At 39.5% G+C, this 17,500-nt stretch carries 18 protein-coding genes; 10 read left to right on the forward strand and 8 right to left on the reverse strand.

Features of this window, described 5'->3' with window-relative positions:
* Positions 1 to 559 precede the first annotated feature (559 nt).
* From BDD30_RS08285 to BDD30_RS08300, 3 genes are all read left to right on the forward strand, one after another.
* Entirely contained in the window at positions 560 to 880 is a 321-nt protein-coding gene (locus tag BDD30_RS08285; protein ID WP_015835701.1) for a type II toxin-antitoxin system RelE/ParE family toxin, read from the forward strand.
* Positions 881 to 930: 50 nt separating this feature from the next.
* The gene (gene nadS, locus BDD30_RS08290; RefSeq protein ID WP_015835702.1) at positions 931 to 1,227 is read left to right on the forward strand and encodes a NadS family protein; all 297 of its coding nucleotides are present in this window, start codon (positions 931 to 933) and stop codon (positions 1,225 to 1,227) included.
* A 574-nt stretch (positions 1,228 to 1,801) separates the two neighbouring features.
* The gene (locus tag BDD30_RS08300; protein ID WP_049795270.1) at positions 1,802 to 2,125 is read left to right on the forward strand and encodes a helix-turn-helix domain-containing protein; all 324 of its coding nucleotides are present in this window, start codon (positions 1,802 to 1,804) and stop codon (positions 2,123 to 2,125) included.
* A gap of 272 nt (positions 2,126 to 2,397) precedes the next feature.
* Here the strand turns inward: BDD30_RS08300 and dinQ are convergent, their stop codons facing one another.
* The 4 genes from dinQ to idi form a co-directional block, all read right to left on the reverse strand.
* On the reverse strand, positions 2,398 to 2,469 hold the full coding sequence (dinQ, locus tag BDD30_RS25010) for a damage-inducible type I toxin DinQ (RefSeq protein WP_387795826.1): 72 nt from the start codon (positions 2,467 to 2,469) through the stop codon (positions 2,398 to 2,400).
* Positions 2,470 to 2,932: 463 nt separating this feature from the next.
* On the reverse strand, positions 2,933 to 3,088 hold the full coding sequence (locus BDD30_RS23530) for a hypothetical protein (RefSeq protein ID WP_015835705.1): 156 nt from the start codon (positions 3,086 to 3,088) through the stop codon (positions 2,933 to 2,935).
* 487 nt (positions 3,089 to 3,575) lie between these two features.
* Entirely contained in the window at positions 3,576 to 4,520 is a 945-nt protein-coding gene (locus BDD30_RS08310; RefSeq protein WP_015835707.1) for an SAM-dependent methyltransferase, read from the reverse strand.
* A 136-nt stretch (positions 4,521 to 4,656) separates the two neighbouring features.
* Entirely contained in the window at positions 4,657 to 5,193 is a 537-nt protein-coding gene (idi, locus tag BDD30_RS08315; RefSeq protein WP_015835708.1) for an isopentenyl-diphosphate Delta-isomerase, read from the reverse strand.
* A 529-nt stretch (positions 5,194 to 5,722) separates the two neighbouring features.
* Between idi and BDD30_RS08320 the strand changes: the two genes are divergently transcribed.
* A complete protein-coding gene (locus tag BDD30_RS08320) occupies positions 5,723 to 6,703 on the forward strand; it encodes a VirK/YbjX family protein (protein WP_231849151.1) in 981 nt (326 codons plus the stop codon).
* 52 nt (positions 6,704 to 6,755) lie between these two features.
* Here the strand turns inward: BDD30_RS08320 and BDD30_RS08325 are convergent, their stop codons facing one another.
* Positions 6,756 to 7,343, reverse strand: coding sequence for a GNAT family N-acetyltransferase (locus BDD30_RS08325; protein ID WP_015835710.1), 588 nt, complete (start codon positions 7,341 to 7,343; stop codon positions 6,756 to 6,758).
* Between the two features lie 396 nt (positions 7,344 to 7,739).
* Here BDD30_RS08325 and BDD30_RS08330 point away from each other — a divergent pair, with 396 nt between their 5' ends.
* Positions 7,740 to 9,761 (forward strand): oxidoreductase, encoded by a 2,022-nt coding sequence (locus tag BDD30_RS08330; protein ID WP_015835711.1) that lies wholly within the window; start codon positions 7,740 to 7,742, stop codon positions 9,759 to 9,761.
* A gap of 129 nt (positions 9,762 to 9,890) precedes the next feature.
* On the opposite strand, the gene sstT is transcribed toward BDD30_RS08330, so the two are convergent.
* Together sstT and BDD30_RS08340 are read right to left on the reverse strand one after the other, a co-directional pair.
* Positions 9,891 to 11,144 carry a serine/threonine transporter SstT gene (gene sstT / locus BDD30_RS08335; RefSeq protein ID WP_015835712.1) on the reverse strand — a complete coding sequence of 418 codons (1,254 nt, stop codon included), beginning with the start codon at positions 11,142 to 11,144 and terminating at the stop codon, positions 9,891 to 9,893.
* Positions 11,145 to 11,429: 285 nt separating this feature from the next.
* On the reverse strand, positions 11,430 to 12,389 hold the full coding sequence (locus tag BDD30_RS08340) for a TerC family protein (protein ID WP_015835713.1): 960 nt from the start codon (positions 12,387 to 12,389) through the stop codon (positions 11,430 to 11,432).
* 686 nt (positions 12,390 to 13,075) lie between these two features.
* On the opposite strand from BDD30_RS08340, the gene BDD30_RS08345 reads away from it, so the two are divergent.
* The 5 genes from BDD30_RS08345 (at position 13,076) to BDD30_RS08365 (ending at position 15,517) form a co-directional block, all read left to right on the forward strand.
* Complete coding sequence (locus BDD30_RS08345) at positions 13,076 to 13,747, forward strand: DedA family protein (RefSeq protein ID WP_015835715.1); 672 nt, start codon at positions 13,076 to 13,078, stop codon at positions 13,745 to 13,747.
* A 194-nt stretch (positions 13,748 to 13,941) separates the two neighbouring features.
* The gene (locus BDD30_RS08350) at positions 13,942 to 14,247 is read left to right on the forward strand and encodes an ElaB/YgaM/YqjD family protein (RefSeq protein ID WP_015835716.1); all 306 of its coding nucleotides are present in this window, start codon (positions 13,942 to 13,944) and stop codon (positions 14,245 to 14,247) included.
* Position 14,248: 1 nt separating this feature from the next.
* Positions 14,249 to 14,650, forward strand: coding sequence for a phage holin family protein (locus BDD30_RS08355; RefSeq protein ID WP_015835717.1), 402 nt, complete (start codon positions 14,249 to 14,251; stop codon positions 14,648 to 14,650).
* The gene (locus BDD30_RS08360) at positions 14,643 to 14,903 is read left to right on the forward strand and encodes a YqjK-like family protein (protein WP_015835718.1); all 261 of its coding nucleotides are present in this window, start codon (positions 14,643 to 14,645) and stop codon (positions 14,901 to 14,903) included. Before BDD30_RS08355 ends, BDD30_RS08360 begins: the two co-directional genes overlap by 8 nt.
* A 218-nt stretch (positions 14,904 to 15,121) precedes the next feature.
* Entirely contained in the window at positions 15,122 to 15,517 is a 396-nt protein-coding gene (locus BDD30_RS08365; protein ID WP_041382414.1) for a DoxX family protein, read from the forward strand.
* Positions 15,518 to 16,489: 972 nt separating this feature from the next.
* Here the strand turns inward: BDD30_RS08365 and BDD30_RS08370 are convergent.
* Positions 16,490 to 17,401, reverse strand: a complete 912-nt coding sequence (locus BDD30_RS08370) for a LysR family transcriptional regulator (RefSeq protein WP_015835720.1) — start codon at positions 17,399 to 17,401, stop codon at positions 16,490 to 16,492.
* Positions 17,402 to 17,500 lie beyond the last annotated feature (99 nt).

Here is a 17,500-nt window from a genome sequence, read left to right on the forward strand (position 1 = left end):
CCTTACTATGTGATCTTACTTCTCACGTAAAATAGAATTTTCTCTTTATTATCATGATATTGAATTTATCTCTGTGATCCGCTCTTGATCCAAAAACTGAAATTTCCTGAAAATCTTTTCAAACCTTTCAGTTTGTGATTTCTCTCACACCGCCAGTTCTAGCGCGGTTTGGCAGTTTGGCAGTTTGGCAGTTTGGCAGTTTGGCAGTTTGGCAGTTTGGCAGTTTGGCAGTTTGGCAGTTTGGCAGTTTGGCAGTTTGGCAGTTTAACTTGTGGATTTTAAAACTGAAAAAATTTTTTGATCCAAAACGTGCAGGCGGGTGCGATGTAGTGCCGTTTTCGTCATAAGTTCGTTTATTTCGTCATAAGTGCAGCGAGACAAACCGTGACTAAGGTGTTCGTGTTTGTTGAGGTTTTGAATCCTCGTGCGACAAACTGCTATCAGAAGGTCAACTAAAATTTTCCATGTGCATTAAGATCTAGTCTCCAATACGGTTTGATCTTGACTGTCGTACTGCGTACGAATACTATATTTCCATATATAGGCAAGGATGTTTTTTATGGAATATCTGGTTTTTATCGAAACTCCCGTATTTAGTAGGGAACGAGCAGAACTGTTAACCGATGATGAATTTAGGCTATTACAGGAGCACTTACTAAAGAATCACGAACAGGGTAGTACCATCAGCGCTACTGGAGGATGTAAAAAGATTCGTTGGCAACGAGAAAGAATAGGAAAACGTGGCGGAGTAAGAATTATCTACTATGCCATAACCAAAACTGGAAGACTCTATCTCCTTTTGATTTACCCTAAAAATAAAAAAGATGATTTAACTCCAAAAGAAAAAGAGGTACTTAAAGCCATCAGTAGCAAATTATAGTAATCAACACCGCGCAGATACGCGGCAATGTTCATACAACAGGAGAGACTATGGACACAAAACTTTTTAACGATCTGGTTGAAAGCATGAATCAGATGGTAGCAATTGAAAAAGGCGAACTTTCTGTTTCTGATGAAAATATCCATTACCATCACCTGCCTGATGTAAAAAACTTACGTGAAACCTTTGGCTTAAAACAAAGTGAATTTGCCGAAGTTGTTGGTGTTTCAGCATCTCTAATTCAAAGCTGGGAACAGCACCGCCGCATTCCTTCTGGTTCATCACTGAAACTACTTAAGATGCTTGAACGTAATCCTGCGCTTATTAATGAATTAAGCACACTTTAATACTTTCACTTTCTCCTTGTCGTAATGCAAAAGGAGAAAATAATTCCAGTTCTGTATATCCTGTAAAGCCGCGCTCTATCTGATTTCTATGATAAAGCACGGCTTTCCTTCTTGATTTTATTTTTTACGTAAAATATAATTTTTTTATTTAATATCAATGCATTGGGTTTTTTCCGTGCTCCTATTTTGATCCAAAACTGGAATTTCCTGAAAATCTTTTCAATCATTTCAATTTGTTGTTTCTCTCTCAATGCCAGTATTGGCACGGTTTAACTATTCGATTCGTAGGATTTTAAAACTGAAAAAACTTTTGATCCAAAACGTGCAGGCAGCAGGCAGGTGCGGTGTAGTGCCGTTTTCGTCATAAGTGCAGCGAGACAAACCGTCACTAAAGTGTTTATTTGATTCTTGAGCACTGCCGTTGGCAAAATCCGATGGTCAGGGGGTCGCAGCCTTGAACGAACATCCCACTGGTAAGGTTATTTTCTTACCAGTGTGCCTGTTATCGCTCTTTCTATGGCGGTTAAGGCAGGGCCTCGCCGGATTGGATGTTCTCCGGTACTGCGAACCCTGTTTGGATCGCCATCACCAAAGAGGTAAGCAGGAATATGAAAAAAACTGGCATACCGCCGATATTATCGCTGCGATACGCAAGAAGAATAAAACGCTGGCATCATTGTCCAGAGAGCACGGTTTAAACTCTTCAACATTAGCCAATGCTTTAACGCGGCCCTGGCCTAAAGGGGAATTATTGATAGCTCAGGAAATTGGTGTAACTCCTGCTGAGATATGGCCCAGTCGGTATTTTGATGAAAATGAGCAGCCTATCAAACGAACCGTTCGAAATGATTTACCAAACAATTTTGATGTCACATCAGTTATTTCTATACTACACTAATCTATTGGCTATCCTCCCATATTACCGGAGCAATAATCGCTTGAGCACGAGTTCAAATCCAGTAGGGATTACCCAATCTAAGCTGTTAGATCAGTATATTGGTCCACTTAAACAAGGGTAGTTTAGTGGGTTGATGAATGAATGACGCTACATGCATCTGGTTGCTTTTTATGAAGGGTAGAAATTATAAAACACAGCGGCTTGATCAAAAGCGGTAAATGTTAAAGGCCACCGGGAGGTTACCCCGATAGCCTTAGCTACGTTTCCGTTATCTATTTCAAAAATGCACGGATCAGCTCTAAAAGCGCGATTAACGCTTTGAAAACGATGATAGCAGTGTCAATAAATGCTTTCACCCGTTTGCTCCTATTAGGAGCACGACTTAACCAGCCATTGCCTTTACGCTGCCTGTCCGGCTGGCTTCCATCAAGTCAGTTAAGGAATATCGCGCTCTGACCGAGGCACTGAATCAGCACCACCTGTACTCAGCCAGGACTTACGAAAACTTGTGTCAAAGATACACAGGCCAGAACGCTACCCCAAACTAACAGCCATTGATTATAGGTTTATTTTCAGATGATTCAATCAATTAAAATGATGAGTTGGTAAAAACAAAAAAACCAACTGGTGAAGTTGGCTTTTTTGTTTTTACCCATACAAGGCGGGGTATCTTTTATGCTATTACCGAGATTGGTAGCCTCAGTCCTAGCGCGATATTCCTTAACTGACATAACAAGTCTAATACCTATAGCATAAAATATCAACCTAGGGTACAACGTAAAGAACCCCGCACAAATGGCATGATATTCACCCAATCACTGGCAAATATTTCTGTTTCAGCCCATCGGATTTATAGGCCGTGCTCCTTATTGCGCTGGCGTTCTCCGGCGTACCTGTGTTGTGGTGCGTATGCGCGGCGGTCAGTTCAGCCAATTCCTTAACCACATCCAGCGTCTCTAACATTGCACATCAACGGCATAGCGTGGCCGAAACGGATCGGAAATATCACCGCTAGTCGTGCTTTTGGAGTGCGCCTCAATGCGAGCAAATTTGGGTGTGAGATCTCTATCTTCTTTTGATTTACCCTAAAAATAAAAAAGATGATTTAACCTCAAAAGAAAAAAGTACTTAAGACCATTAGTAGTAAATTGCAATAATCAACGTCGCTTAGATGCGCGACAATGTTCATACAACAGAGAATCTATGGACAAAAAACTTTTGACTATCTGCTTGAAAGCATGAATCAGATGGTAGCGATTGAAAAAGGAGAAAACAATTTCAGTTCTGTATATCCTGTAAAGCCGTGCTATATCTGATTTCTATGATAAAACACGGCTTTCTTTCGTGGTCTTATTTTTCACGTAAAATATAATTTTTCCTTTAATATCATTATCACTTTCATCATGAATTCGTCTATGGAGATCTCTCCAAGAAAATAAACAAATTGATACTATGGTTTCTGTGCTATAACGCTATAAGTTGACACATAATTTTTCACCAGAGCGACCGAAAAGTTTTCAGTCAATACACGCAGTTCTTCGAAGGCGCCCCTAGCACCTTCAGGAAAATTCCGCTCAATATTGGCCTTAATGTCTAGCAACCAATGCACACAGTCAATATTAGACGGCAATACTCTCATGTCTTTGACGATGAAACCACTTTCTTCCAATACTTGTCTGAAATAAACGGGTGTTTTGCGATTACCACAAGCGAAGCGATCAATGATGTCAGGGATATCCGATTGATAGTTATTCAGAGTCACGTTATAGAGACAGTCAGAAATTACCACCCGAGCACCTGTGCTCATCCGTTTGAACAATGCACACATAACTTTCTCATACAATGAATTAGGAAAATGTGAAATCACACCGCGGATAATCACCAGATCATAAGGCTCTTGTGGATCAGGTAAGCGATCAATATCTTGTGCATTACACAGGTACAAGTTAATGCGCTCTGACAATCCATACTCTGCGTAAAACTTGGCACAATACTGCAACTGTTGCTCACTGATATTCACGCCATCTAAGCGTGTACACTCAGGAAAACATTCAGCCAAATACTTTAGGATATAACCCCAACCACAACCAATATCCAAGATACGCCGAATTTCTAGCTTGTCTATCTTTGTTTCCAAACCAGCCAATAGCAACTGACGATCAAAATAGCGAACACCTGATTCATCAAGTGAAACCGGCATCCTTGACGCAGGATCATCGTAAACACCGAACTGGAATAACAACCTATCACCAATCACTTTGCGCCAGCATTCTGGATCTTCGCAATAGGTTTGTACCACTTTACTCTCGTAGTCATCGGTGATTTCTCCCCGAATAATATGATAAGGTAGGGCAAGTTCAACATCAGTGCACAACGCATTATTAAAGCTACTCATGAGCTTTTCCTTATTAAATGGTTAAGAGCATCAGTATTAGCATCCTTATTTGACAGGATTTACGACGTATCAATAAACTTCAAGAGATCTTTATATCTAATAATTCAATTCTGTGATTATCCGATGAATTACATTGTCACCAGAGTTTCCTTTTCCAATCCTCAAGATCTTGATGCGAAAGGCCACTAATGATTTCTTTGAACCAAACTGTATATTCCTTCGGAGCCTGATTAATTAGCTCTTGCAACTTCAATGAATTAATCCATTTATAATCAGATATTTCGTCAGGATTAACTTTCGGTTCTTTATCGAATCGCCCAATAAAAATATGATCATATTCGTACTCAATCAAATTATTAGGAAGTATCGCGTGATAAATAAATGACGAAACCTTTATCAATGGACAATCAAAACCCATCTCCTCACTAAGACGCCGTTGTGCTGCGGCATCTAGTGTCTCTCCTATCCGGGGATGACCGCAACAACTGTTAGTCCAAAGTCCAGCTGAATGATATTTGGTTGCTGCCCGCTTTTGCAGAAGCAAATTTCCTTTATTATCAAAAATAAATATAGAAAAAGCCCGGTGTAACATACCTCTTTGGTGAATATCAATTTTCCCTGCGGAACCAATAGGGTTGTCATATTTATCAACAAGAGTAAGTATTTCATCCATTTTTAATATTCTTTCGGTGAAGTAATGTTAAGTAATCTATCCAAATAAATATGAATATAAATTAACAATAAAAATAAAGTCTATATTCTATCCGTGTAAATTAATTCAATAAAAATATGTGAGGATTATCACAACATTATGATAAAAGTGGGGAAATGCATAAATGCGATATTTAATAATAACATAAACAAAGAATAAAAAATAAAATGATATAAAGAATACTAATAACTTTACTAAATTGCGTTTAAAGAAAACATGTCTAATATTGTTCACTTACAGCTAATACTAGTCTACTCAATTTGTCAAAAGGCATCTGATATTACACAAGGCTATAGCAACTTCTTTCATATTTCTGCACACTTTTACAACGAAAAAACATCTCAGAAAACTAAACCAATAATAAACAAACAACAAAAACACTATTAATTATTAAACATTAATTAAACACCCATCAAACAATTGTTGTTTTTTCAGCCTAAAAACATAAACTACAATTTGTTGAAGTTTTGTTTAACACTTAAATGGTATAATGAATCGTTTAAGTTGTTCTCAGCCCGTCTTAGAAAGAAAAGAAATGGAATATATATATCAACCTGCCAGCTCAGGTATTCGACTGTTTACAGATTTAGTCGGAAAAAAAATCAGTCCCAGCCCCCATTGGTATTCTGCACAGAACCGCACTAAGTTTGCTTTGCGTAGTGCTTTGATGCCAATATCAACACTAAAGCTCTTAAACCAGATAGTTAATACACCATTTTATCTGGATATTTTGAAAAAGCAGCCATGTCTGCCATCTAAGTTACACCGCCCTTATTTGAGTATCAACTTCAACAGAGGACAAACATTACGTGCAATAAATGAACATTATCAACTCTTATTTACTGGGTTAAAGAAGTCTATTATTAATAAAATATTTTGTTCCAATGCATATCCATTAGCAGTTATCAATGGTAAAAGTGGAACTTATACTATTTTTATAGATTCCATGGACTGTTTTAATAAGGAAGGTGAACTCACTTTATTTATTAGAACAGAAGATAATAAAATTCTGGCAAAATGTGCCTTTACACTATTGACTATTGCCGGTAAAAAGACACTGTTTATTGGTGGGCTACAAGGTTCTAAAGAAGATACGACCCTTGACATTATCCGCCATGCAACGAAAGATTGTTATGGATTATTTCCGAAACGCTTACTGCTTGAATCCGCCTGCCGCTTTGCCTCTCACTTTGGATGTCAGCAAATTCTGGCAGCCAGCAATGATACTCACATCTACAAGAGCCTGCGTTATTGGCATAAAAAGAAAGACAAATTAGTTGCTGACTATGATGCTTTTTGGGAATCATTGGGTGGAGAAAAGAAAAAAAATAACGATTTTCATTTACCATTATCCATTGAAAGAAAATCTCTTGAAGATATAGCCAGTAAAAAGCGAGCCGAATATCGCCGCCGTTATCAATTACTGGACGAACTGGACAATGAAATGCGGGATTCCCTGTCTTCAAATTAAAATTAGAATCAGGCCGTCAACTTTCTCTGGACGGCCTGATCTTAAAATTAATTTACCTGGGCTTAACCATCTGCCATTCAAGATGAGTTTTAACTGTAGGCCATTCACAACTGATGATGCTGTAAACACAAGTATCCCTGATATTGCCATCTTTAGATAAAGTATGATTACGCAGAATTCCATCGAGTTTTGCTCCCAACCGTTCTATCGCTTTCCGGCTCTGATGATTAAAAAAATGGGTACGGAATTCTACTGCAATACAATTCAATTCTTCAAAAGCATATTTCAATAGCAGATATTTCGCTTCTGTATTGATATGTGTCCGCTGGGCAGAACGCGCATACCAAGTGGAACCAATTTCCACCCGGCGAGCATTAGGATCAATACTCATATAAGTTGTCATTCCAACCGCTTTGCCTGTCCGGTGGTCAACAATAGCAAAAGGCAACATAGCGCCTTTTTCATGCAGAAATAAACGACGATCAATTTCTTTACTTAGCTCAGCCGGAGCAGGAATGCTGGTATACCACAATTTATACAATTCCCCCTCTTCAATTGCCTGTATAAATTCATCATTCCTCTGGCGTGTCAGAGGTTCTAGAGTAACTCCTTTTCCTACCAAAGTTATCCATTCAGTCATTTGCCTTTTCCTAATAATCGCTTTTTATCAAAGAGATAGAAGACATTACCCTATCCCGTAACTAAAATCGGAATAAGGTTAATATATGAGGAATTCATCTTTCATTAAAGCTAAATGACCACTGATGTGGAACATGATAACTAATACAACTTGGAAAAAATTAACAATTTCAATCTGCTATGTTCCTATCCCCTCGTTCAAAAAAATATTAGAACCAATAATAGAGCCAGATTTCATGATATCCATCACATTCATTTAACATTTTTTTCCCAATTAACCTTATTCCATCTAAATTTGAATCATTACCTCATCGGACCACTTGGCATTTTACCCAGTGGTTCCGGGCACAATAACAATAATCTGATTATGATTGACAAACACCCGACGGAGATTGCAATGAGCCACTATCCTCACCTGTTTACCCCTTTAGATCTAGGATTCACCACACTAAAAAACCGTGTTCTTATGGGATCAATGCACACTGGGCTGGAAGAACATCCCGATGGCGCTCAGAGACTTGCTCGTTTTTATGCTGAACGAGCAGCTGGAGGTGTAGCATTAATTGTCACCGGAGGTATTTCGCCGAATAAACAAGGTGTTATAGGAAAAGGCGGTGCATTCCTGGCAAATGAGAAAGAGCTTAACTACCACAAAATCATTACAGAAGCGGTTCATCAAGCTGATGGAAAAATTGCAATGCAAATTCTGCATACTGGCCGTTACAGCTATCAACCACAGCTTGTCGCCCCCTCTGCTATTCAAGCACCGATTAATCTATTCATGCCTCGTGAAATGACAGAAGAAGATATTCTGCAAACAATTGCTGACTTCGCCCACTGTGCACAACTGGCACAGCAAGCAGGCTATGATGGTGTGGAAATCATGGGTTCTGAAGGGTATCTGATTAACCAGTTTTTGACTGCTCGTACCAATCATCGTCAAGATAAATGGGGCGGAAGCTTTGAGAATCGAATGCGCTTAGCTGTGGAGATTGTCAAAGCTGTCCGTCAAGCAACTGGAAAAGAGTTTATTCTGATTTACCGGCTTTCAATGTTAGATCTAGTAGAAGAGGGGTCTAATTGGCAGGAAATCGAACAATTAGCTGTCGCCATTGAGCAAGCAGGAGCATCTATCATCAATACGGGTATTGGCTGGCATGAGGCACGAATTCCAACGATTGCCACTATGGTTCCTCGCGCTGGATTTAGTTGGGTAACCCGAAAACTGATGGGGAAAGTTTCTATTCCATTGATTACAACAAACAGAATTAATGATCCACAAATTGCAGAACAAGTGCTGGCACAAGGTTGTGCTGATATGGTTTCTATGGCACGACCTTTTCTGGCTGACGCTGAATTTGTTCTAAAAGCCCAGCAAGGGCGGGCTGATGAGATTAACACTTGTATTGGCTGTAATCAGGCGTGCCTGGACCAAATTTTTGTCGGTGAAATAGCCTCTTGCTTGGTTAATCCCCGCGCTTGTCATGAAACAGAAATGGCTGCCAAACCTGTCTCTGTACCTAAAAAACTAGCAGTTGTCGGTGCCGGGCCTGCTGGATTGTCATTCGCAGTGACGGCTGCCAGTCGGGGTCATCATGTCACTTTGTTTGAACGTGACGGACAAATTGGCGGGCAATTCAATATTGCCAAACAGATCCCTGGTAAAGAGGAATTTCATGAAACATTACGTTATTTTCAGCGTCAGTTAGAAATTCATCATGTTGATATACGGCTGAATCAGACCGCAACTACAGAAACACTCTCTGATTTCGATGAGATAATCATCGCTAGTGGTATTGTACCTCGCCAACTCACTATTGATGGTATTCATCACGACAAGGTGCTGAGCTATCTGGATGTATTAAGAGACAAGAAAGCTGTCGGTCAACGTGTGGCTATCATTGGCGCAGGAGGAATTGGTTTTGATACCGCAGAATATCTAAGTCAGCCAGAAAAAAATACCAGCCTTGATAGTACAGCGTTCAGCGAAGAATGGGGTATTGATAAAGATCTGACACATCGTGGTGGATTATCTCCAAAAGGCCCTCAGCCAGAATCCTCCCCCCGAAAAATTTATTTATTACAACGTAAATCTACAAAAGTTGGTGAAGGATTAGGTAAAACAACAGGTTGGGTGCATAGAACCAGTCTGCACATGCGTGGTGTGAAAATGCTCAACAATATGCAATACCTGAAAATAGATGATCAAGGATTACATATCAGCTGTAATGGAGAACAGAGCTGTCTCGCGGTAGATAACATCGTTATTTGTGCCGGACAAGAGCCACTGAAAGAACTGTATCAACCACTACAACAAGCGGGAAAAACAGTACACCTTATTGGAGGAGCAGACGTAGCAGCTGAGCTGGATGCCCGACAAGCTATCAATCAAGGAACTCAATTAGGACTCAGGATTTGATAAAAATGGTCCTAATAAACCGTGGAGACACAGTAGAGATACCCAAGCCGCGCCATTCCTGGCGCGGACTCTTTATTCTTTTTTACCAATTATCACACCTTTTAATATCAGCCAGAAAGCCTCAGGTAATTAACTACGCCGAGTTAGCTGATCAGATTCAGATGTCAGACGGTCATCCTCTGCCTGACACACAGCAGCGGTGAACAATACATCAGTAGACGAATTCAGGCCAGTTTCTGCAGAATCCTGCAATACGCCAATAATAAAACCAACTGCCACAACCTGCATAGCAATTTCATTGGAAATGCCGAACATGCTACAAGCCAGAGGGATCAACAATAAGGAACCACCAGCCACACCAGAAGCACCACATGCACAAATTGCTGCCACCACACTTAGCAACAATGCAGTAAGCAGCTCAACCGGCATCCCAAGCGTATTTACCGCAGCCAGAGTCAACACAGTGATAGTTACCGCAGCTCCTTCCATGTTGATCGTTGCCCCCAAAGGGATGGAAACAGAATAAGTATCTTCATGCAAATTCATACGGCGACACATAGCCATATTCACCGGAATATTTGCAGCCGAACTGCGAGTGAAAAATGCAGTTACACCACTTTCACGCAGGCAAGCAAATACCAGAGGATAAGGATTACGACGAATTTTCCAGTAAACAATCAATGGGTTTACAACAAGTGCCATAACCAACATACAACCCAGTAATACAACTAGCAAATAGACATACCCCAACAAAGTCTTAAAGCCAGTTTCTGCAATTGTTGAAGATACCAGACCAAAAATACCAATCGGGGCAAAACGAATGACTACCCGAACAACCTGAGTAACCGCTTCAGACATATCATGAATCAGAGACTTAGTTGAATCCGTTGCATGACGCAGTGCGATACCAAGACCAATAGCCCAGGCAAGAATACCGATATAGTTACCATTCAGTAATGCATTCACCGGATTAGCAACAACATTCATCAACATCCCTTTCATTACCTCCATAATGTTTTCAGGAGGAGACATCTGAGCATCATTGACAGCCAATATCAGTTGTAACGGAAACATAAAGCTACCGACTACAGCAACCAGCGCTGCGGAAAAAGTACCCAAGATATAGAGGATAAGAATTGGGCGAATATTGGTTTTCTGACCTTTTTTATGGTTAGCAATAGAAGACATAACCAAAACCCATACCAATATCGGAGCTACTGCTTTCAGGGCACCAACGAACAACGTTCCAAGCAAACTGACTGACTTGGCAACCGAAGGCGCTAACCACGCGAGTAGAATCCCTGCCACTAAACCTATCAAAATTTGTTTAACCAGGCTCCCTTGTGTAATGTAATGCACGAAGCCACTCTTTAGTTTTTCCATAGCTAATCCATTTTATTAACAATTCTGCTGAATCTATATTTTTTGTGTTTGATTCCTCAGTATAGGGAAGCCAAGAATGGTGAAAAACCGCAACAGTTAAAATATACAACCCAGCCAGCACTTATTAACAATATATTTACATTTGTGTGATCAAAATGGCAATTTATACATTTACAAAAACCCAATCATTTGTTTTTACCCTTTTTCAGCCAACTTAAAACAAAAAAACCATACCTTCCTATTCAGAAAGATATGGTTTCCTATTAAAAAAGAGTTGTTGGCTTACTAGAACTTTTTAGCTTTTTTCTTATTTACCCAAATGTTAATAATCATTGTTACTGCCAAAATACCCGCTATAGTTCCCAGAGAAACTGCCATAGGAATATGATAAACATCTATTATCAACATTTTAATACCAATAAATACCAAAATAACTGACAAGCCATATTTCAACATTGTGAATTTCTCTGCCACACCTGCCAACAGGAAATACATTGCACGTAATCCTAAAATAGCGAAAAGGTTAGAAGTCAAAATAATAAAAGGATCTGTCGTCACAGCAAAAATAGCAGGAATACTGTCTACCGCAAAAATAACGTCACTAATTTCAACCAGAATCAGGACCAGGATCAGTGGAGTCGCGTACAATAAACCATTTTCTTTAACAAAAAAACGCTCACCATGAAGACTATCAGTCATACGAATATGCAATTTTAACCAGCGAACAAAAGGTTTATCTCCTACTGGGGAATCCTCCCCTTTTGCCAATGCCATTTTAACACCCGTTACCAGCAGAAAGAGGCCAAACAGATAGAGTATCCAGCTAAACTGAGAAACCAGCCAACTCCCCGTAAAGATCATCACAGTACGCAGCACAATTGCGCCTAAAACACCATAAATAAGCACTCGGCGTTGCAGATTTGCCGGAATAGCAAAATAACTGAACAACATTAGCCAGACGAACACATTATCAACAGCAAGTGCCTTTTCGAGCAAATAACCCGTGAGAAAAGCCATTACCTGACTATCGGCAACCGCTTCCCCCAAAGTTTCTCTGAAATACCACCACAACCCTAATGCAAATAAGAGCGATAAACTTACCCAAATTACGCTCCAGACAACAGCCTGACAAAATGACATTACCTGCTCTTTCCTGCGTCCCTGTAAGAATAGATCCAGCAGTAACATAACTGTAATTAAAACAGCGAAACTTCCCCATAAGATAGCGCTCCCCACTGAGTTCATTTTCTTCCTCTCACAAACAAAAACGGCTGAAGTCTCAGAAGACGCCAGCCGTTGCTATATTTCTTTCTCGCGTTATGGAGATGAGTGTATTGCAAGCAACCTCGCCTTCTGGCAAGGTCTCACTTACAACACAGAAAATGTACCATCGGGTATAAGTTCAAGGTTGCCCGGCTACCGGATGCGATTGCATCGTAATGACGATAAACCGGCTAAGGAAGTTACTCCCCTTTGCTACGGTGGAAAATAAATCAAAATCACACAAGAATCAATCAACCATAAAAAAAATATTAACTTATAACCAGAAAGATTAGCAAAGTTAAACAAAAAAGTTCCGTACATCATATCTCTAAACAGAAATCAGTAATCATTAAATATATAAATGAGTAGAATGACATAAACTACAAAGAAAACAGGTTAAAACAGTAGGAAAAATAGCAATTAGTTTAAATAAGAAATCTAACAACCCAATCTCACCCAACCAGTTTATTATTCCATTACAATGAATGTTCAATTGATCACCAAAATTTTCTGTTTAGTCACCCCTGATTTTGTTACAGTGTCGCAGGCCGTCATTTTCCTCTTTCAAAGGATTGGAAAGGCATTACAACCGGCCAAATAACTAAAATTTAATCAGCTTAGCCTCATGCTTTCAGGATGAATGAATAAAGGCATTTTAGGAACACCTGATGGAAATAGTAAAAGAACTTATATATGCACTTTGGCACCAAGATTATGAAACCCTGGCCAACCCATCCTTACTATGGGCCATTTATATCATGTTATTCTTGATTCTATTCCTTGAAAGTGGCCTGCTTCCCGCTGCATTTTTACCCGGAGACAGCCTGCTTATATTGGTTGGGGTGTTAATCGCCAAAGGGGCAATGAGTTTCCCTGTGACAATTGCAATATTAACAGCCGGAGCAAGCTTAGGTTGCTGGATCGGTTACCTTCAAGGGAAATGGTTAGGAAATACCAAGATAGTACAAGGCTGGCTCTCTCACCTTCCAGCCCATTATCACCAAAGAGCTTACAGTCTTTTTCACCGCCACGGCCTGTCTGCTTTACTTATCGGCCGTTTCCTCGCATTTGTAAGAACCTTATTACCAACACTTGCTGGTCTGACGGGCCTACAAAACAGTCGTTTCCAGCTTTTTAACTGGCTCAGCGGTCTCCTGTGGGTCGTTATCCTTACTTCCCTAGGCTATGCACTCGGTAAAACCCCCATTTTCCGTCAGTATGAAGATCTGGTAATGAATTTCCTAATATTACTACCACTTGCTTTACTAATTATTGGTTTTAGCGGTAGTTTGTTAGTTGTATGGCGTAAAAAAATGTGTCATTCCCCTCAAAAAAAGTAGTTAATTCTAAAAAAACAGAAAACTCCTCTCTGCTGTAGGCAATTGTATTGTTTACAGCAGAATAGTGAAATAACGCTAATGTTTTTCATTCATCTTCCAAAATATAAGCTATATTTAATGATAGCCTTTTCCACAACCAGGAAAAGCAACTAAAGTAAGTTAAATATCCATATCTTATACGAGGAGTAGCCTATATGATGCAGAACAAAACTACTGAAGATTTACATGTTGAACTAAAATCACTTGCGGATACACTGGAAGAAGTGATCAAAAATTCCGGTGATAAATCAAAAGTCGAACTGGAAGAACTTCGTGGCAAAGTAGAGGAAGTAATCAAAGATACTCGCTCTAAGCTCGGTAATGCCAGTGATATGATCGTTAAGCAAACAAAAGATATGGCTGTCCGTGCTGATGACTACGTTCACGATAAGCCATGGACAAGCATCGGTATTGGTACAGCCATTGGCGCCGTATTAGGTGTTTTGTTAGCTAAACGCTAATATGAGTAATTCATCCAAATCTCAAGGCCCCGGTAAAGGGGTCCTTGATATCCTTCAACGCATTGCCACTACCGTTATCGAGATAGTAGAGACTCGCTTACAATTGATCGTTGTGGAGTTGGAAAAAGAGAAAGCAACTCTGATACAACTGATAGTCATAGCTAGTCTGACACTGCTATTTACCGCTTTCGGCCTGATGAGTCTGCTTGTGATGATTTTTTGGGCCATCGATCCCGCTTGGCGATTTACTGTATTGGTTAGCACCACTGGAACTTTATTTCTTCTGGCTCTTATTGGGCTCATATGGACTATCAGAAAAGCGCGAAATTCAACATTACTTAGCGCAACTCGCGAGCAATTAAAGATTGATAGAAAAATGCTAGAGGATAGTAACAATGAGTAAACTGAGTCAGAACAGGAGACTAAAAAAGCAGCAGCTACTCAGAAATATCCAACAGCAACGGCTTGAACTCTCCAATAACGCAAAACTCTGGAAAAATCTCACCGAACCTTATGACAAAAGCTGGCAAAAGCTTTTGTCATTAAAACCCTATCTCCAACTTGGAGTCAGTGTCATTTCTTTGTATGGCCTTCGCCACCCAGTGGAATTTTATCGTTTGGCACACCACATCATTCAGGCATTGAAACAGAAATAGTAATAATTCTTCATAATACATCTCATTGATGATCACTTTGGTTGCTTATATTCAAAAACTTTGTATAAAATTGTTAATAATCCTTGCTTACAACTAAACTCATCTCTCTTTAGTATACATTCTATCCGTTAACGATTAACAAATCGTACTATTTCAAGTTGGTACAAGTTAATCATCAAATAAACCATCGTGATTTACCTGTACGTCTGGAGTTATTAATGAAAAAGTTTGAAGACAGTGCCCTGCTAGTGGCCCGTATTTTAATGCCAATCCTGTTTATCGTTGCAGGCTATGGAAAATTAGGTGATTCCTACGCCAGTACTCAACAATATATGAATGCTATGGGCGTTCCTGGCTTTCTATTACCACTGACGATCTTACTTGAACTGGGTAGCGGACTGGCAGTTCTGTTTGGTTTCTTAACGCGTACCACCGCGTTATTTACCTTTGGTTTCTGTATCTTAACTGCCATTCTCTTCCACAGCAATTTTACTGAAGGCATGAACCAAACTATGTTTCTAAAGAACCTGACTATTGGTGGCGGCTATCTGTTACTAGCTATCATCGGCCCCGGTAAATTCAGTATCGACCGATTAATGAATAGAAACTGGTAATATCCTGCCGGGAGATCTGGAAAATCTTTCGGCTTACTTTAATCTATAAACCCAACTTTTATTGGGCCATAGTGATGCTGCTAAGTAAAATAGTTATTTTAATCAAGATAAGATAACCATCCCGCTTTTTAACAAAAATGGACAGGAATTTGCTGAGCATGAATAAATAAATCAGTTATTAGGAACGAAAGTTTATTACACACATCCTTACGCCCTTTGAAAACAAGGGCCAACAAAAAAACTAATCAATTGATTTTAAAAAAATTATAAATAAAACTAACTTTTCGCCAGTAATAAAATAGAAAATAAGATTCGTCATAAATAGAATAATCATCCACATGAGATATTACGGTATAAAATATCTAATGAATGACTTTATAATATATACTCTTCATCTTTCAAGCTGCTGCTTTGTTGGCTGCGTTCACTTACCCCAGTCACATAGTTATCTATGCTCCTGGGGATGCGTTCACTTGCCGCCGCGCTGCAACTTGAAATCTATTGAGTATAAACAAAGTCATTTGCAATTATTATGTAAATACACATTCTACGAATAAATAATTTGAATAAAGAGAATTAAATAATATATAGCAAAAAATCCAAAAACAATATTCATACAAAAAAAATCCATTTACCACCATATCTTACCTAATATCACCACTTTATCACGACTAATATTAATAAGTTAACAAAATGGCAATTAAATCATAACATAATAAAATTGATAATTATTTTTCTATTTAAATACTCATTCATAAAACAAATTAATAGAGAAAATATAGAATGCATTTTATTTATTTCTTTAAAATCATTATATTAAAAGTGAAAAAAATATAACTTATTAATGAAAAGAGTTAATAAAAAACTCATAAATATTTCCTAAATATAAATTTAAAAAATGAACAAAAATGGCTCACCGATTCTGTGAGCCACTTTTACAACCTTCTTAAAAAGACACCATAATTCTATCGCTTACATAGCTTCTATTGACCGACTCGCAAATAACTTAGGGATTTCCCGCAAACACCAGGATTTCGCTTCCCCCATACTATCTCGTCGCCATGCCATAATAATATTTGCGTCCTGACTGTATTCAGAACTAATCACCCGCAAACGACCGGCAGCAATATCTTGTTCCACCATAGAATAAGGCATGGTCGCAACCCCCAATCCAGCTAAGAGGGCACGACGTTTATCCTCCAAAGAACTGACCGTCAAACGCTGCTGCTTATCTAATAACTGAACCGTCAATACCGGACGTTCCCTTGCTGTATCTGCCACAGCAATACCACGGTACTTGACTCGCGTCACATCAGACAAAGGCTCCGGTTCTTGGTGAATAGGATGCTCAGGGCTAGCGACATATACATTGGTAATGCTGTAAAGATGACGCGAGTTAATTTCTGCCGATGCGCGGAAATGCATATCTGGCGCAATAACAATGTCCGCCCGGCCAGTTTCCAGTCGCTCCCATGAACCAGCCAGAACCTCAGTCAATAAAGAGAGCTGAGTATTCGATTTCTGGGCAAGTTTACCTACTAGCGGAAACAGTGAAGATGCCGGAACCAGTGCCTCACAAACGATTGTCAGATGTGTTTCCCAACCCCGCGCCAATGCCTCTGCATCAGCGGTCAATTTATCCGCGGCCTCAAGTAATTGACGTCCACGCTCAAGTAACATACGGCCAACATTGGTGAATTTAGTTCTATGACCCGAACGGTCAAATAGCACCACATCCAACTCATCTTCCAGCTTTTGCATCGTATAGCTAAGTGCAGAAGGAACACGACCAAGTTCATCAGCTGCCGCAGCAAAACTTCCCCGCCGGTCAATAGCATCCATGACCCGTAGAGATTCCAGTGTAAGCGCTCGTTCTTTGCTCATATTTTTCTCAATCAGGAAATTTGAATATGGTGACCAGATTAACTGGCTAACATTTCGCCGTCCAGATAATTACTATTTTAGTATGTATTTTTTAAGGTA

The organism is Photorhabdus asymbiotica, from assembly GCF_003634575.1.
GTDB lineage: Bacteria > Pseudomonadota > Gammaproteobacteria > Enterobacterales > Enterobacteriaceae > Photorhabdus > Photorhabdus asymbiotica.